Genomic DNA, 21358 nt, shown 5'->3' on the forward strand with positions numbered 1-21358 from the left:
GCAACACTGGCGGCATGGTCTCGATACTCGCGCAGGAGCAGTCCGGGCAGTACGCCACCCACGACGTCACCAACCAGCCCCCTCCGCTGGCCCCGTACGACGCGTCCGAGGACACGGCCCTGTTCGAAGGGCTGCGTCGCGAGGGGGCGGGGTGGGCCGAGGAGGGCATCCGGCGGCTCGGGCTGCGGGCCGGGAGCGTCGAGGCGCAGGAATGGGGTGACCTGGCCAACCGGCACGAGCCCGAGCTGCGGACGCACGACCGGTACGGCCATCGCGTCGACGAGGTCGAGTTCCACCCGAGCTGGCATCACCTGATGAGGGTCGCGGTCGCCGAGGGGCTCGCGGGGGCACCGTGGGCGGACGAGCGGCCCGGGGCACATGTCGCCCGGACCGCGGGCGGGCTGGTGTGGGGGCACGCCGAGGCCGGGCACGGCTGTCCGACGTCGATGACGTACGCCGCCGTTCCCGTGCTGCGTCGGCAGCCCGAGCTCGCGAAGGTGTACGAGCCGCTGCTGACCAGCCGGGAGTACGACCCGGAGCTGCGCGTGCCGACCGAGAAGCGGGGTCTGCTCGCGGGCATGGGGATGACCGAGAAGCAGGGCGGCTCCGACGTCCGTACCAACACCACCATGGCGACGCCGACCGCCGAGCCCGGCGTGTACACGCTGCGCGGACACAAGTGGTTCACCTCGGCGCCGATGTGCGACGTCTTCCTGGTGCTGGCCCAGGCTCCCGGCGGTCTGTCCTGCTTCCTCGTGCCGCGCGTCCTGCCCGACGGCAGCCGCAACACGTTCCGCATCCAGCGTCTGAAGGACAAGCTGGGCAACCGTTCCAACGCGTCCTCCGAGCCCGAGTTCGACGGGACCGTCGCGTGGCTGGTGGGACCCGAGGGGCGGGGCGTCAAGACGATCATCGAGATGGTCAACTGCACCCGGCTGGACTGTGTGATGTCGTCGGCGACCCTGATGCGCAAGACGCTCGTCGAGGCGGGACACCATGTACGTCACCGCAGCGCGTTCGGTGCCCGGCTGATCGACCAGCCCCTGATGCGCAACGTCCTGGCCGACCTGGCGCTGGAGTCCGAGGCGGCGACGACGCTCACGCTGCGGCTGGCCGGGGCGGCGGACCGTGCGGTGCGCGGCGCCGACGCGGACGGAACCGAGACGGCGTTCCGCCGCATCGCCACCGCCGTCGGCAAGTACTGGGTCACCAAGCGGGGGCCCGCCTTCACCGCGGAGGCCCTGGAGTGCCTCGGCGGCAACGGCTACGTCGAGGAGTCGGGCATGCCCCGCCACTACCGCGAGGCTCCCCTGCTGTCCATCTGGGAGGGCTCGGGGAACGTCAACGCCCTCGACGTACTACGGGCGTTGAGCCGGGAACCGGGCACCGCGGAGGCGCTCTTCGCCGAACTCGCGCTGGCGCAGGGTGCGGACGCCCGGCTGGACACGGCCGTCACCCGCCTGAAGGGCCTGCTCGCGACCGGTTCCGAGGCCGGCGCCCGCCGTCTGGTCGAACTGATGGCCCTGACCCTCCAGGGCTCCCTCCTGGTCCGGCACGCCCCCGCGGCGATTGCCGACGCCTTCTGCGCCAGCCGGCTGAGCGGCGACTGGGGGCACGCGTTCGGGACACTGCCGGACGCGGCAGACCTGGACGGGATTCTGGGGCGGGCGTTGCCGGGCGCCATGGCAGCCCACTGACGCCCTGGGTCCCCTCCACCCGCCCCGGTGTTCCCGCCGTCACCCCGTCGTCCGCCCGCCCCACAACGGCCCGAACCGTGCCCACTCGTAGCCCCATCGGTCGATACGTCGGGTCTCCAGGCGGCTGCGGAGGGCTCGGCCCGCGACGAAGGGGACGCACGCGGCGCAGACGCCCGCGAGGCCGCCGACCAGGGTGGCGCGGGTGTGCGCCTCGGAGGGCGTGGCGGGCTGGGTCACCATGCGGCCCCGCGGGTCCGTCCAGACGGTGACCGGGGTGCCGACGCCGCTGCCGGGGCGGACCCGGGCCTGACCGGTGTGCGGGGAGCCGTCGCGGGCGCTCCAGCGGACCTTCGCCCACACCTGCTCGCCGCTCGACACGCGGGCGCGCGAGTCGGCCGTGCCGGGAGCCTGCTCCGTGAGCAGGGCCACCACGGGCCGCCACTCGACGCGCTCGCGGGCCATGCCCTGCTCCACGGTGCGGGCGGTCGTCAGACCGGCGAGCACTCCGGCGAGGACGGTGACCGCCCAGGCGGCGAGCAGCACCCAGGCCTCCACCGAGTCGGCCCGGCGCTTGAGCGGATTGCGCCGCCACCGCCACAGCCACACCTTCGGACCACGGAACGCCATCGCAGGCTTCCTCCTCATGCGCGCACGAACAAGCCGGACCCACCGCCCTCCCATACGGGAGACGGCGGGCGGATGCTCACGGCATCCGCCGGGAACGGCCGTGGCACGGGTCACTCACCCCCGCCGGCGTCCACGCGCAGGCGGCCCGCAGCGGGCGGCCGGGAGCTGTCCTCGCCGCTCTGACCTGCGGCGCAGGCGTTTCCAGGGGTGACTGTCAGTGGCGAGGTGCAGACTGGCCGGTACCTGAGACAAAGACGTCGCGGAGGTGGTCGGCATGACCGAGGTACTGCTCGCTGTGGGGACCCGCAAGGGCCTGTTCATCGGGCGGAGGCGAGGTGGCACCTGGGAGTTCGACGAGAGCCCCTACTTCAACGCCCAGGCCGTGTACTCGGTCGCCATCGACACCCGGGGCGAGCGTCCCCGGCTGCTGGCCGGCGGCGACAGCGCGCACTGGGGCCCGTCGGTGTTCCACTCCGACGACCTGGGCCGCACCTGGACCGAACCGGCCCGGCCGGCCGTGAAGTTCCCGAAGGACACGGACGCTTCCCTGGAGCGGGTGTGGCAGTTGCACCCGGCGGCCGCGGAGCCGGACGTGGTGTACGCGGGCACGGAACCGGCCGCGCTGTACCGCTCCGAGGACCGTGGTGAGACGTTCGACCTGGTCCGCCCGCTGTGGGAGCACCCGACCCGGTCGAAGTGGGTGCCGGGTGGCGGCGGTGAGGGCCTGCACACCGTGCTCACCGACAAGCGCGACCCGCGGGCCGTGACGGTCGCCGTCTCGACCGCCGGGGTGTTCCGGACGGCCGACGGCGGTGCGAACTGGGCGCCGTCCAACTCCGGTGTCTCCGCGGTGTTCCTGCCGGATCCGAACCCCGAGTTCGGCCAGTGCGTGCACAAGATCGCCCAGGACGCGACGACGGCGGACCGCCTCTATCTCCAGAACCACTGGGGCGTGTACCGCAGCGACGACGCGGGCGCGCACTGGACGGACATCGGCGAGGGACTGCCCTCCACGTTCGGCTTCGCCGCGGTGGCGCATCCCCACCGCGGCGAGACGGCGTACGTCTTCCCGATCAACGCCGACTCGGACCGCGTACCGGCCGACCACCGCTGCCGCGTCTTCCGTACGGCGGACGCGGGCAGGAGCTGGGAGCCGCTGTCGGCGGGGCTGCCGCAGGAGAACCACTACGGCACGGTGCTGCGCGACGCGATGTGCGCGGACGACGCCGACCCGGCGGGCGTGTACTTCGGCAACCGCAACGGCGAGGTGTTCGCTTCGGCCGACGACGGCGACAGCTGGCGGCAACTGACCTCGCACCTGCCGGACGTGCTGTGCGTCAGAGCGGCCGTGGTCGGGTGAGGCGTCGGGCTCTGTGGGACGTGTCGCCGAGCGTGTAGCCGGTCGGCGACGCGTCCGCGCGGGTCTCCAGGGCGCGCTGGAAGGGGTCGGGATCGGAGGTTCTGCGGTTGCCGCGGCTCACGCGCCGAGTTACGACGTGACTACTGCGCTCGGACGTGATCGCAGCAAGCCCTGGGAGGTCACATGGCAGTGGAGATCAAACCTCTGGTGAAGCCCTCACGGTTCCGCAGTCGCGCGGGGCTGCCCGGCGAGTGCATGTCGGAGTTCCTGGGGACGTTCGTCCTCATCGCGTTCGGCACCGGTGTGGTGGCGATGGCGGTGGCGGCGCTGCCCGGCTCCGGGCGCACCGAGGGACCCACCACGTTCTTCCTCGGCGCCGGTGACTGGCTGCTGATCACCTGGGGCTGGGCCATGGCCGTGGTCTTCGGCATCTACGTGGCCGGCGGGGTCAGCGGAGCGCACCTGAACCCGGCGGTGACGCTGGCCTTCGCCGTGCGCCGCAAGTTCCCCTGGGCCAAGGTCGCCCCGTACTGGCTGTCGCAGGTGCTGGGCGCCCTGGCCGGGGCAGCGCTGGTCTACGGGGTGTACCACGACGCCATCAACACCTTCGACGACGCCGTCGAGGGGCCCAAGACAGGTGGACACACCCTGGCCACCTTCTCGATCTTCGCCACCTTCCCGGCGCCGTACTTCCACGGCGGGATCTGGGGGCCGCTGCTCGACCAGGTCGTCGGCACCGCGTTCCTGGTCATGCTGGTCGTGGCGATCATCGACCTGCGTAACACGGCCGTGAAGGCGAACCTGGGTCCGCTGGTGATCGGCTTCGTGGTGGCGGCCATCGGCATGTCCTTCGGGGCGAACGCGGGGTACGCCATCAATCCGGCCCGCGATTTCGGTCCGCGTCTGTTCACCTGGATGGCGGGATGGAAGGACCTGGCGTTTCCGGGCAGCCTGTCGGGGGCGTTCAGCGGCTACTGGTGGATTCCGATCGTCGGGCCGCTCGTGGGCGGTGTGATCGGGGTGCTGGTGTACGACCTGTTCATCGGTGACGTGCTGCACGCCCGCGCGGAGCAGGGCGAGCTGGAGCCGGAGCCCGGCCGGACGCGCCCCACCACGTCGGACGAGGAGTAGCCGGCCGGGGTGCGGCCCGCGGAGGGGCGTCACAGCACGCGCTGCGCCATCTGCATCCCCGTCAGCGCACCGGCGGTGGCCGCCCCGGCGCCGACCAGCCAGCCGGTGCAGGCCCGCAGCCCGGCGACGCCGTACAGCCCGCTCTGCGTCAGCCGGAGAAGCTCGTGGCCGAAGACGCTGAAGCTGGTGATGGCCCCGCCGAGCAGCACATGGACCGATGCCGGCTTGTCGTCGGCGATCAGGTCGCCCAGGAGGAGCCCGAACGCGAAGCAGCCGCAGAAGTTCACCGCGAACGCGGCCCCTCGGAACGGCTCATGGGGCCATGCCTTGAACAGCGCCTTCTCGAGGCCGAAACGCAGTACGGCGCCGCCGACTCCTCCCAGGAACAGCATCAACGGCATCACGGGAGTGGTCCTCTCAGCGACGTCCCGACTCGTGTCGGAACGGGCGGCCTACCGGCTTGGAGTGTGGTCGAGTCGTGGACTCAGGGCCGGCAGCGAGGGCCGCGAGCGCGCCGGACATTCACCCGAACCGCGCAACGCGGCGCGGGCGAGTCACTCGGTGATGGTCGGGAGGCGGCCGCCGTCGACCTCAGGCGCCGACGGCGGTGGCGGCGAGGAGCGTCGCGGCGGCCAGGCTGCCCCAGAGGGCGGTCGGGCCGAGGGGGGCGAGGGCGGTGATGACCGTCGGGGAGACGGCGAGGCCGAAGCCCGTGGAGAGTTCGAAGCGGGCGAGGGCGCGGCCGAGGACAGGGGACGGGGCGAGGTGGGTGACGAGCGCCGTGGCGCTGCCGGCGTAGATGATCTCGCCGATCGTGCAGAGAACGGACACCGCGGCGACGGCCGGGGCTCCCCAGCCGTGGCCCGGTGAGGTGGCCGCGAGGAAGCCGAGGTAGGACGCCGCGAGCACCACTCCGGCGAGGCGCAGCACGCTCCGCCGGGAGAAGCGGGACATCAGGACGGTGACCGGGACCTGGAGGGTGACCACCAGCACCGTGTTGGCGACGAAGATCGCCGCCGACCACACCGGGGAGGCGTGCAACTGCGTCACCAGGATCAACGGGAGCGCGATCTCGGGGACGTTGAGGCAGAAGACGTAGATCACGTTGGCGGCCAGCAGTGCGCGCATCCGGGGTGCGGGACCCGCGTCCCCGTCGTCCCCGTCGTCTCCGTCGTCTCCGTCGTCCCCGTCGTCTCCGTCCCCGGCCGGGATGGCGGCCGGGCGCGCGTGCAGATGGACCGACCACGCGAGGGCCGCCGCCGCGAGACAGGCGAGCCCGGTGACGGCGGCCAGTACCTGCAACGCGGTGGTGCCGCCCGCGAGGCACACGGTGGCGATGAGCGCGCCCACACCCAGACCGGCGTTACGCAGGGCGCGGCCCGCGGCGAGGGCGGCGTCGCGTTCCCGGCCGTGGGCGACCGTGGCCACGACGGCCGCGTGGGCGGCGGGCCAGGCCTGGCTGCCGATACCGAGGACGAGCGTCGCCGTCGCGAACAGCCGGACGTCACCGGTCGGGGTGGCCAGCAGCAGCGCCACGCCCAGCGCCCTCACCAGCATCGACGCCGCCACGACCGTGCTGCGTGCGCCCCGGTCCAGCCAGCGGCCCACCGCGGGCATGCACACCAGGCCCGCGACGACGGCGACCGTCATGGCGATGCCGGTGACCGGCGCGGACAGCTTCAGCACGGTCACCCCGTACAGCAGCAGAAAGGGGCGCAACAGGCCGGTGCCGAGGGCGTCCACGGCGAGGGCGACGGCATAGCGGGGGCCGCCGGAGGCCCGCACGAGGGCGCGTGGCTGGAGCTTGGTGGTGGTGGGCATGGCGCCAACGGTGCGTTCGGCCGCCGGGCCGGCCACGTCGGTTGACGGATCTCGTCAAGCGACGTACGGCCTCGGAGATGCTGTCCGTGATGATGAACGGATGACGTTGAGGATCGACATCAGCGGGCTGCCGTCCGAGCGGCTGCGGTTCGCCGCGTCGCCGTTGGCGGAGCTGACCGCGATGCTGCATGTGCTGGCCGAACCCGGGCATCATCCGCGGCTGGCCGACTGGGCGGGGGACGTATGGGCCGGGCTGCGGCCGGAGTTGGCCGAGCGGCTCAGGGAGGCGGAGTTCCTCTGGCGTTCCTCACAGGCCGACTTCCTGATCCCGGCCCGGCCCCGGCCGACCCTGGCCGAGGAGTTGGACGACGTGGACCGGATCGACGACGAGACCTATGTGACCGCCGCGCTCGTCACCACGTGCGGCAGCAACCGGGGCGCCTGCGCCGCGCCGTCGCCGCTCACCGACGCGGCCGCCCGCGAGCGGGCCCTGGACCTCGCCCAGGCCCGCGGTGCGCGGCAGGAGGCCTTCGCGGAACAGCTGCTCGCGGACCCGGCCGGGGTGCGGGCGCGAGTGCGCCGCACCCTCGAACAGTGCGCCGAGGCGTTCTTCGACGCCGCCTGGGCGGGCATCGCCGTACAGCTCGCCACCGACCTGCGGCTGAAGAACGACCTGCTGAAGCACCAGGGCCTCGGGGCGGCGCTCGCCTCGGTCTCCGGGGCGGTCGCCCTGGCGCCGGACGGCGACTGCATCGTCGTCGACAAGCTCCAGGACAAGGCGACCGCCGCCCGCGGCCTCGGGGTCACTTTCATCCCCAGCGTCTTCGGCCGCCCGCACCTGGTCGCGGTCCACGCGCCCGGGTGGCAGCCGGTGGTGCAGTATCCGGTGGCCGAGCCGAGCCCGGCGGAGCCGGTGCCGCTGGAGACGGTCACCCTGCGTCTGGAGGCCCTGGCCCATCCGGTACGGCTGCGGCTACTGCGCACCCTGGCCCGGGGCCCGCACACCACCGGTGAACTGGCCCACGCCTGGGAACTCTCGCCCCCGGAGGTCTCCCGCCACCTCGCGGTCCTGCGCCGCGCGGGCCTGCTGACGACCCGGCGGCACGGCCGCTACGTCCGCAACACCCTGAACGTGCCCGACCTGACCGCGCTGGGCACCGACCTGCTGACGGCCGTACTCCGCTGAGCGGCGGCCCTACGGCAGGCGCCACTCGACGGGCTGTCCGCCCTGCCTGATCAGCAGGTCGTTGGCCCGGCTGAACGGGCGTGAGCCGAAGAAGCCGCGGTCCGCCGACATCGGGGACGGGTGCGCGGACTCGATCGCCGGAAGGTCTCCCAGCAAAGGCCGCAGATTGCGGGCATCACGCCCCCACAGGACGGACACCAGCGGCTTGCCGCGGCCGGCGAGCGCGCGAATGGCCTGCTCGGTGACCTCTTCCCAGCCCTTGCCGCGGTGCGCCGCGGGCTTGCGCGGGGCCGTCGTCAGCGCCCTGTTGAGCAGTAGCACGCCCTGCTGGGTCCACGGTGTCAGATCGCCGTTCGACGGCCTGGGCAGGCCGAGGTCGGTGTGCATCTCCCGGAAGATGTTCTCCAGGCTTCCCGGCAGCGAACGCACCTCGGGCGAGACGGCGAAGCTCAGCCCGATGGCCATGCCCGGTGTGGGATAGGGGTCCTGACCCACGATCAGGACACGGACGTCGTCGAAGGGCTGCTGGAAGGCCCGCAGGACGTTCGCCCCGGACGGCAGATAGGTCCGGCCCGCCGCTATCTCCGCGCGGAGGAAGTCCCCCATGGCCGCGATGCGTCCGGCCACGGGTTCAAGGGCCTTCGCCCAGCCGGCTTCAACAAGTTCATGCAAGGGTCGTGGTGCCACGGCGCGTCACTCTACTGGTACGCGCCGCGCCCCCGCACAAGCCCGGAAGCACCCACCCACGCCGGTACTCCCGGCGCTACTCTTCCTCGTCGTCGATATCTTCGTCGATATCTTCGACGAAGATCTTCGAGCCGGTCGAGCGGATCACGCGGCAGCCGGTCACCGGGAAGAAGGGGAACCCCATGCCCGACGACCGCGGCTTCCTCGCCGTCGACTCCGGAGGATCCGGGATGCGGGTCGTCGTCGGCACCGTCGACCGCGGCGGGCTGGCCCGACGGGAGTCCCGTGAGCCCGTGCGCACCGGGGACCGTGGCATCGACCCCGACCACATGATGGAACAACTGGTGCCCATGGTGAGGGCGTTGACGGCCGAGACGGGGATCGCCCGACTGAGAGCGGCCGCGGTCGGCGCCGCCGGGCTGGCCAGCCTGGGAGACGGCCTGCGTGCCGAACTGCCGGGCGCGCTGGAGCGGGAGTTCGGCATCGGGCACGTCGCCCTCGCTGCCGATGCGGTCACCGCCTATGTCGGCGCCCTCGGCGCGCGTACCGGTGCCGTGGTCGCCGCCGGCACGGGGCTGATCGCGACCGGCACCGACCTGACGTGCTGGCGCCGCGCGGACGGCTGGGGGCATCTGCTCGGCGACTGCGGCGGCGGTGCCTGGATCGGGCGGGCCGGGCTGGAGGCGGCGCTGCGCGCGTACGACGGGCGCCCGGGCGGGTCGGCCGGGCTGCTGACCCGCGCCGAAGAGCTGTTCGGCCCGGTCAAGGGGCTGCCCGGCAAGCTGTATCCGCGCCCGGACCGGCCCGCCGTCCTCGCCTCGTTCGCCCCGCACGTGGCCGCCTGCGCCGACGGCGACCCGGTGGCCACGGACATCCTGCGGGCCGCCGCGCGGCACATGGCCGATTCCGCGGCCGCCGTGTGCCCCGCGGCCGGGGAGCCGCAAGTCGCCGTCACAGGTGGCCTGTTGAACATGGGCGATCCTCTTGTCGTACCTTTGGCAGAGGAGTTGTCGCAGCGGTTGCCGCACGCTCGGCAGGTTCCGGCCGACGGGGATCCGTTGCGGGGGTCGGTGCGGATCGCGGCCGATCTGGCGGCGGGCGGGCTCACGCTGCCGAGTGACGGGGCGATGCTCTGCGTGGTGAGGGGAAACGGGGACTGATCCACCTACGCCGTCCGGTACCGCACTGCACGTAACTCAATCAGACAAAAGCGGACGGATACCGCTCACCTGCACCCTCCCCGAACAGGGGAGCCCAGGAAGCCAGTAACATGCGTCGCCATGAGCTCCCCCACTGGGCCCGCGTCCGGCCTGCCAGTACGAATGCCGCGACCTCGTCAGCCCGGGCGGCACCGCCGACCCGAGCCCCTGGCGGCTCCCGAGGGCGCGCCCGCGCTCGTTCTCGCGGTGCCGGGCACACCGAGCGCCGCCACCCGTGGCCTCGCCGAGGAGGTCGTGAGCATCGCCCGCTCCGAGCTCCCCGGCCTCGACGCCCGGATCGGGTACGTCGACGGGGACAACGTGGAGTTCCCCACGCTCCAGTCGGTGCTGGTGCACGCCGCCGACGAGCGCACCGCCCGCTATGAGCAGGCGGTCGCCGCGGGTGTGGAGGCCAAGGAGCCCGAGGGCCCCGTCGCCGTCGTCGTGCCGCTGCTCGCCGGCCCGGACAACGCGCTGCTGCGTGTCATCCGCCAGGCCGTGATGGACAGCCGTGTCGCGGCCGATCTGACCGATGTACTCGGCCCCCACCCGCTGCTCGCCGAGGCGCTGCACGTGCGTCTGTCGGAGGCCGGTCTGGCCCGTGCCGACCGCGCCCGGCTGTTCACCGTGGCCACGGCCGCCGACGGCATCATCCTCGCCTCCGTGGGCGGCGAGGAGGCCGTGCAGGCGGCGGGGATCACCGGCATGCTGCTCGCCGCGCGCCTGGCCGTGCCGGTGATGGCGGCGGCCCTGGACCAGGACGGCTCGATCTTGGCGGTGGCCGACCAGCTGCGTTCCTCGGGCTCGCAGCAGCTGGCGCTGGCGCCCTACCTGATAGGGCCGGAGATCGACCCGAGCCTGGTCGCGCAGGCCGCCCAGGAGGCGGGCTGCTCCGCCGCCGAGGCGCTCGGCCCGTACCCGGCGATCGGCAAGCTCGCCCTGTCGAAGTACACGACGGCACTGGGCATCGCCCCGCAGCAGCCGCAGGGCACGCCGGTCCGCTGACCCCGCCCTCGCGGCCGCGACCCGCGCCGCACAGCCGTAACGCCGAAGGGCCCCTCCTCAGCCTCGTGCCGGGAGCGGGCCCTTCGGCGTCGCGGTCAGGTCCGGTCACGCCCAGCCGGGCGTGTCGGCCTCGGGGCCGATGACCACGCAGGAGGCGGCGGGCACGTCGATCGAGCCCTCGTAGCGCGGGAGTCCCGTGCCGGGGTCCAGGGCGAACCAGGACACATCGCCGGAGCGCTCGTTCGCGACGTACAGGAAGCCGCCCGCCTCCGTGAGCGCGCGCGGCCAGTGCCCGGCGCAGGTCACCGTGCCGATCAGCCGCAGTTCCTCGCCCTCGACGGCGAACGTCGACAGCACGTCCTCGCCGCGCGTCGCGGTCCACACGAAGCGGCCGTCGGGCGAGGCGACGATCCCCGACGGATAGGCGTCGCCGGCCGGCGCGCCCGCCAGGACCGACACCTCCGCCAGCGGCTTCAGGGTGCCGTCGTCGGCGTCCCAGTGGCAGACGGTGACGGTGGGGGTGAGTTCGTTGACGACGTACGCGTAGCGGCGGTGGGGGTGGAAGGCCAGGTGACGGGGCCCCGATCCGGGCCGCAGGGCGATCTCCCGGTGAACGTCGAGGCTGCCGTCGGTCAGCGTGCACACCCGCACCGAGTCGGTGCCGAGGTCGACGCTGAGGATCCAGCGGCCACTCGGGTCGGGCTGCACCTGGTGGGCGTGCGGGCCCTGCTGGCGTGGTGTGTGGGGGCCCGAGCCGGTGTGCCGGAGGACGGATGACGGGGCGCCGGCCAGGGTGCCGTCCCGGCGGACGGGTACGGCGGTGACGCTTCCGGAGCCGTAGTTGGCGGCCAGCACATGGCCGGAGAACAGACTGAGGTGCGTGGGTCCGCTGCCGCCGACCGGTACCGGCGATCCGACGAGTTCCGGCTTGTCCCCGCTCACGCGGTACGCGGCCACCGCGCCCTCGGCCGTCTCGCTGACCGCGTAGAGCGTGTCGCCGCCGGGCGACAGGGCCAGATACGCGGGATCGGGCACGTCCCCCGCCCCTCCCAGCACGCTCAGCGCCCCGCTGCCCACGGCCACGGAGGCCGCCACGATCCCGGGTCCACCGGCCGCCGTGAACGACCCGATGTAGGCCCGCCCGGCCCGCCTGCCACCGTCTGCCACCGCTGTCCCCTTTCGGTCGGGTGCCGTTCGGGGTGACGGTAGCAGCGGATCATGATCGGTCTAGACCAAGCGGGGTGCGGGACGGGCGTGGCGCGCTGCCGGAGATCGGCGGCACGGCAGAGCGCACCACCGCCCCTGCCGTCTCACCCGCGGGCCGCTCCCGCACGGCTCGCGAGTGGGCGTGGCGGGCCGGTGGCTCCGGGAGTACCCGGCGGATGGCCTGATCCACCCTGTGGGTGGCCGACAAAGCGAACGGGCGCCCGCGCTCCCGCCGTGGAGCGAGCCGGCGCGGAGGCAGACCCCGTCGGACGCACGGCTGGGCGCGGGCATCCATGTCCGGGGGGAGCGTCCCGACCCGCGGCCCGGACTCCTCGGCGCGGGCGCCCATGCCCGCAGGGAGCGTCCCGACCCGCGGCCCGGACTCCTCGACGCAGACACCCATGCCCGCGAGGAACGGTCCCGACCCACGGCCCGGACTCCTCGACGCAGACACCCATGCCCGCGAGGAACGGTCCCGACCCACGGCCCGGACTCCTCGACGCAGACACCCACGCCCGCGAGGAACGGTCCCGACCCACGGCCCGGACTCCTCGACGCAGACACCCACGCCCGCAGGGAACATCCCGACCCGCAGCCGACCTCCTGGCCAGCGGGCCTCAGGCCCCGACAAGCGGCGACCCCGACGGCGCGCGCAACGGCTGGGCCAGTTCCGACAGGGCGCGTTCCAGGCCGTGGAGGTGGGCCAGGGCGGGGTCGGACTCCGTGGGGCGGGCGGTGGGGGCGGTGATGGCCGTGCCGTCGGTGAGGGCCTCGACCGCGGCCTCGACGCGCCAGCACGCGGCGGCCAGGCGGGCGTCGTGGGAGGCCACGGGGTCGGCGGCGACGGCGACGAGGCCGCGGATCTCGCGGGCGCAGTCGTCGAGGAGGGCGAGGACGTGGCGGGCGCGGCGTTTGCGGGCCGGCACCGGGTGCAGGGGGTGCACGAGCGGGGCGACGGCGAGCCGTACGCGGCCGAGGAGCTGTTCCAGTTCGGCCACCCGGGAGGCCGGGTCGGCGCTCTCGTCGCCGGCGAGGCGGGCGGCGGCCTCTGCGGTGGCCGCGTGGACGCAGCGCAGGGCGCGCTGGATCCAGGCGTCGGTGACGGTGTGGGTGGTGACGGGCAGGACGGCGAGCACGGCGCCGAGCGCGCCGACGCCGGTCTCGGCGAGTCGCAGCGCCAGCAGGGCGGGGTCGAGGACGCCCAGGAGGCCGTAGAGGAGCTCTGCCAGGACCGTGACGCAGAGCATCATCCAGGTATAGGACACGGCGGCCGTGTAGAAGATGCCGAAGACGCAGAGTGCGAGCAGCAGGGCCGTCGGCAGGCCCGCGCCCTCCAGGGGTACGGCGATGAGCAGGCCGAGGCCGATGCCGATGACCGTGCCGAGGACCCGGCGGAAGCCGCGGACCAGGGTCTCGCCGCGCGAGGTGGTGTTGACGAAGATCCACCAGGTGGCGCCGACCGCCCAGTACCAGCGCTGCCCGGACACCAGCTGGCCCACGACGAGGGCGAAGCCGGCGCCGGCGGTGGCCTGGACGGCCTGGCGGGTGGTCACGCGGGCCAGGCCGGTGCCGCCCGGCGGTGCGGGGACGGCCGCCGGGGGCAGGCGGCGCTCGTAGCACCAGAGGCCGAAGCGGACCGCGGCCGCCGTGGCCAGGGACAGCAGTACGGCGGCGTAGAGCTCGGGCAGCTGCCCCGGGGTCGCGTGCAGGAACTGCGCCACGAAGAAGGTCATGAACGCGAAGACGCCGAGGCTGTGGCCGCGCGGCCCCCAGCGGCGGGCGTACACGCCGGCGCCGACGACGGCGAGGAAGGTGAGGTCGCGGGCGACCGGGTGGTCGTGCAGCCCGGCCGCCGCCGCGAGTACGGGGAGGCCGACGAGCGGCAGCAGCGCGGTGGTGAGCGCCTGTCCGCGGACCGTGGCGTCGGTGACGGTGAACAGGGCGAGCAGCGCGGCGAGCCCGCCGGTGACGGCGCCGACGAGGGAGTGTCCGGCCAGCCCGCAGACGACCACCGCGAGCCCGATGCCGAGGACGGCCCGCACGGCGAAGCGCAACCGCGCCCGCCCCGGGTCCGGCGCCAGGAACACCCTCTTCAGCACTGCTTTTCCGCCCCTCCACGTCGGCATGAAAAAGGCGCCGCGGGATCCGCAGCGCCATCGACGGGTTCATTGCAGCATCCGGGGACAGGGTGGCTCAAGTGTCTCCTAGAATGCTGAGCCATTGGCACAGACATAACGGATCCCGTACGTCCATCGACGAGCCAACGGACCATGACGGGCGGGACCGGCGACAGGGAGGCCGCACGCATGGCCGTGGACGAGCTCGACACCCGCATCCTGCGGCTGCTGCTGGAGCAGCCGCGCACCAGCGTGCGGGAGTACGCCCGCATCCTCGGCGTCGCGCGGGGCACGCTGCAGGCGCGGCTGGACCGGCTGGAGCGGGACGGTGTGATCACCGGGACGGGGCCGGCGCTCTCGGCCGCCGCCCTCGGCCATCCGGTGCTGGCGTTCGTGCACATCGAGGTCACCCAGGGCCACCTCGACGACGTGGGCGACGAGCTGGCCGCCGTCCCGGAGATCGTCGAGGCCTTCTCGATCACGGGCGGCGGGGATCTGCTGACCCGGGTGGTGGCCCGTGACAACGCCCACCTGGAGGACGTGATCCAGAAACTGATCAGCCTGCCCGGCGTGGTCCGCACCCGCACCGAGGTGGCCCTGCGCGAGCGTGTGCCGCACCGGCTGCTGCCGCTGGTGGAGTCGATCGGGCGGGCGGCGGCCCGGAAATGACCTTTGACATCCTGGGCCCATGAGCGGACTCGGCGACACTTCGGTCATCTTCGATCTCGACGGAACACTCGTGGACAGCGAGCCTAACTACTACGAAGCGGGCCGCGGCCTCCTCGCCGAGCACGGGGTTCCCGACTTCACCTGGGCGGATCACGAGCGGTACGTCGGCATCAGCACCCTGGAGACGGTCACGCTCTGGAAGCGGGAGTACGGCCTTCGGGCCTCCGTCGACGAACTGCTCGCCGACAAGAACCGCCGCTATCTGGACCTCGCCCGCACCGCCACGCGCGTGTACCCCGAGATGCGCAAGTTCGTGGAGCTGCTGGCGGCAGAGGGCGTTCCGATGGCCGTGGCCTCCGGTTCGTCCCGGGAGGCCATCACGGCGATCCTGTCCGGCACGGGCCTGGACGCCGCTCTGCGTACCGTGGTCTCGGCCGACGAGGTCGAGCGCGGCAAGCCCGCTCCGGACGTCTTCCTGGAGGCGGCCCGCCGCCTGGGCGTGGCACCCGGCGACTGCGTGGTCCTGGAGGACGCGGCCCCCGGCGCCGCCGCGGCGCACGCGGCCGGCATGCGCTGCATCGCGATCCCGTACGTGACCGGCCAGGCGGACGCGCCGGAGTTCGCGACGGCGGGGCTGCTGGTGCGGGGCGGGCAGGGGGAGTTCACGGCGCGGGGGGTATACGGCTGGCTGGCGCGGTCAGGTCGGCCAGCGTGACCTCTCCGAGTATGTCTGGCCGTTCGACAGGTGGCGATCAGCTCGCCGACATCGCCGGTGCAGCGCGGCGGCGTACCGCACCAGGACAACAGTCACCGCTCGTGCACCGTCATGCCTCCCTGCCCGACCTGATAGATCCTGGCATTGCCGGCCGCCTCAGCGCTCACTGTCACATCGCCGCTCCACGATGAGCCGGTCCTGAGTGACGGCGCGCCGTATTGGGCAAGCACAGATCGCAGAGCGGTGGCCACGGCCTCCTGCTCCCGGTCGTCGAGACTCTCCAGCAAAAGTTCGAACCTGGTCTGCCACGCCGCCTCGTGCCGTACTCGCGCTGCTTGCCTTTCGCTCGCATCGGCGGATTGCAAGGCCACCACAGTCCGGTCAAGGCGCTCCAACTCGACGCTCTCCCGCTGCTCGTCTCCTCGGCCGAGCAGGCGTGCGATGCGCTGTCGGAACGCGGCCCACGCGTCTGTAGTGGCCGCCTGGACCACACCCGCACCGCCGGCCGCTGCCAGCGCCGTCAACGCCTCACTCAACATGCGCACCTCCGCCGTGAACCGAGCCGCGAAGCAGGGTTCTCACACTCGCCACCAGGGTTTTCCCGAGTACTTGTTCAGCTCCGCCAACGCCTTGCGTGCCTCCTCCGTTTCGTGATGATCGTCGCCGAACGTGCGACGGCGGGCCGCCAGCACCCGTCGCATCTCGCCACGGGCGACGGCCAACTGCCCTACGTGTGCCCAGCCGACCGCACAGTTGAAGTGCGTCCTCAGCGTTGAAGGGTGGTCCGGGCTGAGGTGCTCCCGTTCCTCGTCAAGGATCCGTCGCCATTCCCGTAGGGCCGTGGCCCGCTTACCTCGTTGAGACAGGATGTGCACCAGCTCGTGCTTTGTGGCCAGAACGTCCTCGTGCCGCGTGTCCAGTCCATTGTCCTCCCGGGCAGCCATGATCCCCTTGAGAACCTCTTCCGCCTCATCCAACCGGCGGCCCATCTGCACAAGGATCTGCGCCATGTTGTGCCGGGATTGCAGAGTGGCGTAGTGGTTCTCACCCAACGAGTCAGCCTCGATGAGTGAGATTTCCTTGAACTCGAGGAATGCCTTGACCAGGTTTCCTTTCACCTTGTTGATCGAGGCGACGTCGAATCTGGTGATCAGGATCGACGGATGCGAGGGCGGTAGGAGGCTGTGCTGAAGCCGCATCACACCGTCGAACACCTGCATCGCCTCATCAAGTCGCCCCCGGTGCCAGACGATGACGCCCAGCTCATGTCGGATGACCGCTTCGGTGAAGCGCGGGAAGTCGGGAATCCGCTCGCACAGGGACACCGCGAGGCGCCCTTCCTCCTCGGCTTCCTCCAACATTCCCCTGACCCGCAGAATCGTGGCAAGGTGATGATGGGACTGAATGGACAGGGCGTGATCGATCGGCCACTGCTCGTTCAGGCGGGCAATGATGTCGCGGACCAGTTTCTCACCCGTCGTCACGTCTCCCCGCTCGACAACGACCGCTGCCAGGAGGCCGTCCGCGGCGAGCACACGGAACGAATCGGGCTTGTCCAGCAGAGCGGCCAATCGACAGGCTTCACTGGCCGTCTGCTCGGCTTCCTCCAGGCGAGAGATGCGCCAGGACCAGTCAGCGTGGGTGTAACACGCGAGAAAGCGCTCCGGTGCATTTTCCGCGAGTCGCCGCGAGCGCCGGTACGCGGCTTCGGTGATGCCGTAGGCGACTCCGTACTGCCCCGACACGCGCAGAAACTCGCAGAACCAGGCGTTGATGTGCGCCACATGCCGCAGGAGATCGTCACAGCTCTCCGGAAGCCGTTCCGAAAAGTACAGAACGTGCGGTACCAGTAACTGCCACAGATTTGCCTGACTCGGGCCTTCAGGCCACACGTCACGGAACCGACCCAGACACCTGACGGCCGCCGCCCAGACGGCCGCGTGTGCCTCCGAGCGGCAGAGTTGGGCGGCGTTCACCTCAGCCACCAGCGGATGTACGGCCGCACAGAGAACCCCGTCAGCGAACGTATCCGGCTCGGGTTGTCGCAGGTGGTCGTCAAGTCGCTCCCAGCCAACATCGACCAAGCCGATTTCGCTGAGTGCGTTGAGGGACCGCTCGATCACGACGTCGTCCCACGGCCCGTACGCTCCACACGCGCGAGTGAGGACCTTCGGCGAGAAGAGCATCACAGGTACGGGTCTGCTCGCGTAACACGACAGAAGCCGCATCAGTGCGCGCGCTTGTGGAAGCCCTTGCTTCTCCAGGAAGTCCAAGGAGAGCTCCCAGGTCTGCATGATGAGCCGACGAAGGTCGCTCTCCGGGCCTCTCACTCCGGAGGTGGCGGATGCCTTGTCGATCGTTTCGGGGAAGTCCCTGTCCAGAGCGGCACGGTAGTCGTCGAACCGCCGTTTCGATGAAGCGGGCATGGCCATGTAACGGCCCGCCAGCCACAACGCGAGGGGGACGCCGCCGAGCCTGTCCGCGAGCCGCGTCGCCTGCTCCGCGTCCTCTCGCGAGACCTTCCTCAGCTCGGCCGTGCCGATCAGCATGTCCGCGCCGTCCACCGCCGAAAGCAGCGCCGGCCGGATCATGCGCGCGACACCGGGCCAGGCTTCGTTGCTGCCGACACGGGTAGTGACCAGCACCGCCCCACCGCACGAGGCCCTGATCCATTCCGTACCCAGCCCCTCTTCGAGTGCATGGGGGTCGTCGGCTCCGTCCAGCACCAGCAGCCAGGCTTCGGGAACCTCGTCCAGGACACTCCACAGCAGATCAGCGACATCGATGGCGCCGGCGGCCGCCTCTTGCACCTGGGAGTCCGCGGCGCCGAGGCTGCTCGCCACTTGCAGCATGGCCTCACGCACCGAGTGCAGGTCCGCAGCGGCGATCCAGAAGACCCGGCGCCGCCCAATCCGGACCTCATCGGCGATCGACAGCGCCAGCGCCGTTTTGCCGAGCCCTCCCATGCCGTGCAGAACCGTCACGGTACCGGTGGCGCCGTCGACGATCTCGGCCAGCTCTTCCCGCTCGCCTGTGCGACCGTATAAGCGCTTCGGCAGCAGCCTGAACGGCGGAGTCAACGAAACAGCGGCCGAGCGTGCCGGGCGATCCGTCGTCACGTGGTGGTGGACATGAACATCACCCTCGATGTTCGTCTGATTGCCAGTGCCGACCTGATAGACCCTTGCATTGTCGGCCGCGATCGCCTGCTGCCGGATGCGCAGGACGTCCGCATACCTGTACCGTCGGCGCACTCTCACCCCCACCCGCCTCGCTGCTCTACGCCCTCACCGTACCGACCACCACCGCTCTGAAGGGCGAAATCACGGCCAACAGGCGACACGCCGCCGGGCGGGGACGGTGACGGCCGTAGAGCGCGGGCGCCGTGACCGCCCTCCCCGCCGGCTGGAGCGCCCAGCCCTTCGCCCTTGACGACGTGGCCCTCAGGCCCGGACTCTTCGCGGACAAGCGGCAGTTGATGCTCGACCACGCCTGTGGCTACGACGTCAACCGGCTGCTCCAGGTCTTCCGGGCCAACGCCGGTCTCTCCACCGGTGGCGCGGTGGCGCCCGGTGGCTGGGAGGGTCTGGACGGGGAGACGAACGGGAATCTGCGCGGGCACACACCAGGCACTTCCTGACCATGCTGTCCCAGGCCTACGCCGGCACCGGCGAGCAGGTGTTCGCCGACAGGATCCGCACGATGGTCGGGGCGCTGACCGAGGTGCGGGCGGCGCTGCGGAAGGACCCGGCCGTGCTGAGCGTCGGCGGGAGGTTCGGCACCGCCGCCGAGAACGTCCGTGGCTCGTACCAGTACGTCGACCTGCCCGCCGCCGTCCTCGGTGGCGCCTCCGCGATCACCCTCGCCGCCTGTGTGAAGCCCACCCACGCCGGCGACTGGGCGCGGGTCTTCGACTTCGGGAACGACAACTCCCGGTACATGTACCTGGCCGCCCGCAACGCCGCCGGCGTCCCGCGCTTCGCCCTCACGACCAGCGGGCCTGGCGGCGAGCAGGGTATCGACGGCACCGCCGCCCTGCCCCTGGACCGGTGGAGCCACCTCGCGGTGACGATCGCGGGCGCCACCGGCACGCTGTACGTCAACGGCGCCGTCGTGGGCCGCAACACGGCGATGACCCTCACCCCGGCCGCCCTCGGCACCCTCGCCCACAACTGGCTCGGCCGCTCCAACTTCGACACCGACCCCGTCTTCGCGGGCGCCTACGACGAGTTCGACGTCTGGTCGCGCGCCCTGACCGCCGCCGAGATCACCGACCTCCAAGGCCGCAGGTCCGCCGACGCCTCCGCCGGACGCGGCGACCTTGCGTCGTACGCCTTCGACGAGACCTCGGGCGGCACCTTCGCCGACGCCTCCGGCCGCGGCCTCACCGCGACGCTGCGCCGCACCTGGGGCGGGCCCAGTCACCCCGGGTTCCTGGCGGCGTACCCGGAGACGCAGTTCATCGACCTGGAGTCGAGGACCACCAGCGACTACACCAAGGTCTGGGCGCCGTACTACACCACGCACGAGATCCTCCGCGGGGTGCTGGACGCCTACCTCACCACGGAGGACGCCCGGGCCCTCGACCTCGCGTCCGGCATGTGCGACTGGATGTACGCGCGGCTGTCGAAACTGCCCGAGGCGACCCTCCAGCGGATGTGGGGGCTGTTCTCCAGCGGCGAGTTCGGCGGCATCGTCGAGGCGATCTGCGATCTGCACGCGATCACCGGCAAGGCCGAACACCTCGCGCTGGCCCAGCTGTTCGACCACGACCGGCTCATCGACAACTCCGCCGCGAACACCGACATCCTCGACGGGCTGCACGCCAACCAGCACATACCGATCTTCACCGGGTACCTGCGGCTGTACGACGCACCAGCACCGCCGAGTTCTGGAAGGCGCGGGACGTGGTCGCGGGCACGATCAGCGACACGACCGCCGAGACGTGCTGCGCGTACAACATGCTGAAGCTGAGCCGGACCCTGTTCTTCCACGAGCAGCAGCCCAAGTACATGGACTACTACGAGCGGGCCCTGTACAACCAGGTCCTCGGCTCCAAGCAGGACAAGGCGGACGCCGAGAAGCCGCTGGTCACGTACTTCATCGGGCTGGCTCCGGGCCATGTGCGCGACTACACGCCCAAGCAGGGCACGACCTGCTGCGAGGGCACCGGCATGGAGAGCGCCACCAAGTACCAGGAAAGGGCGTGACGGTCACTCAGACGACCGCCTTCCCGCACGAGCAGGGCACGACGCTCACCGTCGGCGGCGGCAGCGCTGCCTTCGCGCTGCGGCTGCGGGTGCCGGCGTGGGCGACCGCCGGGTTCCGGGTCACGGTCAACGGCAGTGCGGCGAGCGGGACTCCGACGCCGGGGAGCTTCTTCACCGTGTCGCGGACGTGGCGGAGCGGGGACACCGGGCGGATCTCCATGCCGTTCCGGCTGCGCGTGGAGAAGGCGCTCGACGGTCCTTCGCTGCAGACCCTGTTCTACGGCCCGGTCAACCTCGTCGGCCGCAACGCCGCCACGAGCCACCTCCAGCTGGGCCTGTACCGCAACGCCGGTCTCTCCGGCGACCTGCTGCCCTCGCTGACCCCGGTGAGCGGCAAGCCGCTGCACCACACGCTCGCGGGCACGGAGTTCGCCCCCTTCTTCGAGGGCACCGAGGACCCGACCCACGCCTACTTCAAGCGCTCCGAACCCCGGGTGGTCTTCGGCAACTCCGACTCCGGCGTCGCCAACCCCGCGAAGTCCGACGGCACCACCCTGCTGGACGAGATCTGGGCCGGGGCGCCCTTCAACAGCAAGGGTGCGCTGGTCACGCGCGTGCGGTCCACCGTGAACGCGTGGGTCGGCGCGGGGCGGCTGAGCCAGGCCGACGGCCAGACGGTCGTGCGTACGGCGGAGGGGGCGACGTACGCCCCCTGAGGCCGCCGCGGC

At 71.9% G+C, this 21358-nt stretch carries 16 protein-coding genes and 1 pseudogene; 9 read left to right on the forward strand and 8 right to left on the reverse strand.

What is annotated here, in order from left to right; genetic code table 11:
- Positions 1-14: 14 nt before the first annotated feature.
- Entirely contained in the window at positions 15-1697 is a 1683-nt protein-coding gene (locus tag AQJ67_RS08445; protein WP_062717411.1) for a DNA alkylation response protein, read from the forward strand.
- A 39-nt stretch (positions 1698-1736) separates the two neighbouring features.
- On the opposite strand, the gene AQJ67_RS08450 is transcribed toward AQJ67_RS08445, so the two are convergent.
- Entirely contained in the window at positions 1737-2324 is a 588-nt protein-coding gene (locus tag AQJ67_RS08450) for an Rv1733c family protein (protein ID WP_062717412.1), read from the reverse strand.
- Positions 2325-2598: 274 nt separating this feature from the next.
- Between AQJ67_RS08450 and AQJ67_RS08455 the strand changes: the two genes are divergently transcribed.
- Complete coding sequence (locus tag AQJ67_RS08455; protein ID WP_062717413.1) at positions 2599-3684, forward strand: WD40/YVTN/BNR-like repeat-containing protein; 1086 nt, start codon at positions 2599-2601, stop codon at positions 3682-3684.
- A 183-nt stretch (positions 3685-3867) separates the two neighbouring features.
- The gene (locus AQJ67_RS08460; RefSeq protein ID WP_062717414.1) at positions 3868-4815 is read left to right on the forward strand and encodes an MIP/aquaporin family protein; all 948 of its coding nucleotides are present in this window, start codon (positions 3868-3870) and stop codon (positions 4813-4815) included.
- A gap of 29 nt (positions 4816-4844) precedes the next feature.
- On the opposite strand, the gene AQJ67_RS08465 is transcribed toward AQJ67_RS08460, so the two are convergent.
- Both AQJ67_RS08465 and AQJ67_RS08470 read right to left on the reverse strand, forming a co-directional pair.
- Positions 4845-5216, reverse strand: a complete 372-nt coding sequence (locus AQJ67_RS08465) for a FluC/FEX family fluoride channel (RefSeq protein WP_062717415.1) — start codon at positions 5214-5216, stop codon at positions 4845-4847.
- 190 nt (positions 5217-5406) lie between these two features.
- Complete coding sequence (locus AQJ67_RS08470) at positions 5407-6636, reverse strand: MFS transporter (protein ID WP_062717533.1); 1230 nt, start codon at positions 6634-6636, stop codon at positions 5407-5409.
- 100 nt (positions 6637-6736) lie between these two features.
- Here AQJ67_RS08470 and AQJ67_RS08475 point away from each other — a divergent pair, with 100 nt between their 5' ends.
- The gene (locus AQJ67_RS08475; protein WP_062717416.1) at positions 6737-7822 is read left to right on the forward strand and encodes a helix-turn-helix domain-containing protein; all 1086 of its coding nucleotides are present in this window, start codon (positions 6737-6739) and stop codon (positions 7820-7822) included.
- A gap of 9 nt (positions 7823-7831) precedes the next feature.
- Here the strand turns inward: AQJ67_RS08475 and AQJ67_RS08480 are convergent, their stop codons facing one another.
- Positions 7832-8509, reverse strand: coding sequence for a uracil-DNA glycosylase (locus AQJ67_RS08480; protein WP_062717417.1), 678 nt, complete (start codon positions 8507-8509; stop codon positions 7832-7834).
- Between the two features lie 182 nt (positions 8510-8691).
- Here AQJ67_RS08480 and AQJ67_RS08485 point away from each other — a divergent pair, with 182 nt between their 5' ends.
- Complete coding sequence (locus AQJ67_RS08485) at positions 8692-9669, forward strand: N-acetylglucosamine kinase (RefSeq protein ID WP_062717418.1); 978 nt, start codon at positions 8692-8694, stop codon at positions 9667-9669.
- Positions 9670-9789: 120 nt separating this feature from the next.
- A complete protein-coding gene (locus tag AQJ67_RS08490) occupies positions 9790-10713 on the forward strand; it encodes a sirohydrochlorin chelatase (protein WP_107122812.1) in 924 nt (307 codons plus the stop codon).
- Positions 10714-10818: 105 nt separating this feature from the next.
- Here AQJ67_RS08490 and AQJ67_RS08495 read toward each other — a convergent pair whose 3' ends face one another.
- Together AQJ67_RS08495 and AQJ67_RS08500 are read right to left on the reverse strand one after the other, a co-directional pair.
- Positions 10819-11880 (reverse strand): lactonase family protein, encoded by a 1062-nt coding sequence (locus tag AQJ67_RS08495; RefSeq protein ID WP_062717420.1) that lies wholly within the window; start codon positions 11878-11880, stop codon positions 10819-10821.
- A 656-nt stretch (positions 11881-12536) separates the two neighbouring features.
- The gene (locus AQJ67_RS08500) at positions 12537-14018 is read right to left on the reverse strand and encodes an FUSC family protein (protein ID WP_062717421.1); all 1482 of its coding nucleotides are present in this window, start codon (positions 14016-14018) and stop codon (positions 12537-12539) included.
- A gap of 207 nt (positions 14019-14225) precedes the next feature.
- Between AQJ67_RS08500 and AQJ67_RS08505 the strand changes: the two genes are divergently transcribed.
- Both AQJ67_RS08505 and AQJ67_RS08510 read left to right on the forward strand, forming a co-directional pair.
- Entirely contained in the window at positions 14226-14705 is a 480-nt protein-coding gene (locus AQJ67_RS08505) for an Lrp/AsnC family transcriptional regulator (protein ID WP_062717534.1), read from the forward strand.
- A gap of 19 nt (positions 14706-14724) precedes the next feature.
- Positions 14725-15420: an HAD family hydrolase gene (locus AQJ67_RS08510; RefSeq protein WP_062717422.1), complete on the forward strand. Its 696-nt coding sequence runs from the start codon at positions 14725-14727 to the stop codon at positions 15418-15420.
- 92 nt (positions 15421-15512) lie between these two features.
- Here AQJ67_RS08510 and AQJ67_RS08515 read toward each other — a convergent pair whose 3' ends face one another.
- Both AQJ67_RS08515 and AQJ67_RS08520 read right to left on the reverse strand, forming a co-directional pair.
- Positions 15513-15959: a hypothetical protein gene (locus AQJ67_RS08515; RefSeq protein ID WP_062717423.1), complete on the reverse strand. Its 447-nt coding sequence runs from the start codon at positions 15957-15959 to the stop codon at positions 15513-15515.
- 39 nt (positions 15960-15998) lie between these two features.
- Positions 15999-18674: a tetratricopeptide repeat protein gene (locus AQJ67_RS08520; RefSeq protein ID WP_062717424.1), complete on the reverse strand. Its 2676-nt coding sequence runs from the start codon at positions 18672-18674 to the stop codon at positions 15999-16001.
- A 131-nt stretch (positions 18675-18805) separates the two neighbouring features.
- Between AQJ67_RS08520 and AQJ67_RS08525 the strand changes: the two are divergent.
- Positions 18806-21346 (forward strand): annotated as a pseudogene (locus AQJ67_RS08525) (beta-L-arabinofuranosidase domain-containing protein).
- Positions 21347-21358 lie beyond the last annotated feature (12 nt).

The sequence above is a fragment of the Streptomyces caeruleatus genome (assembly GCF_001514235.1).
Taxonomy (GTDB): Bacteria; Actinomycetota; Actinomycetes; order Streptomycetales; family Streptomycetaceae; genus Streptomyces; species Streptomyces caeruleatus.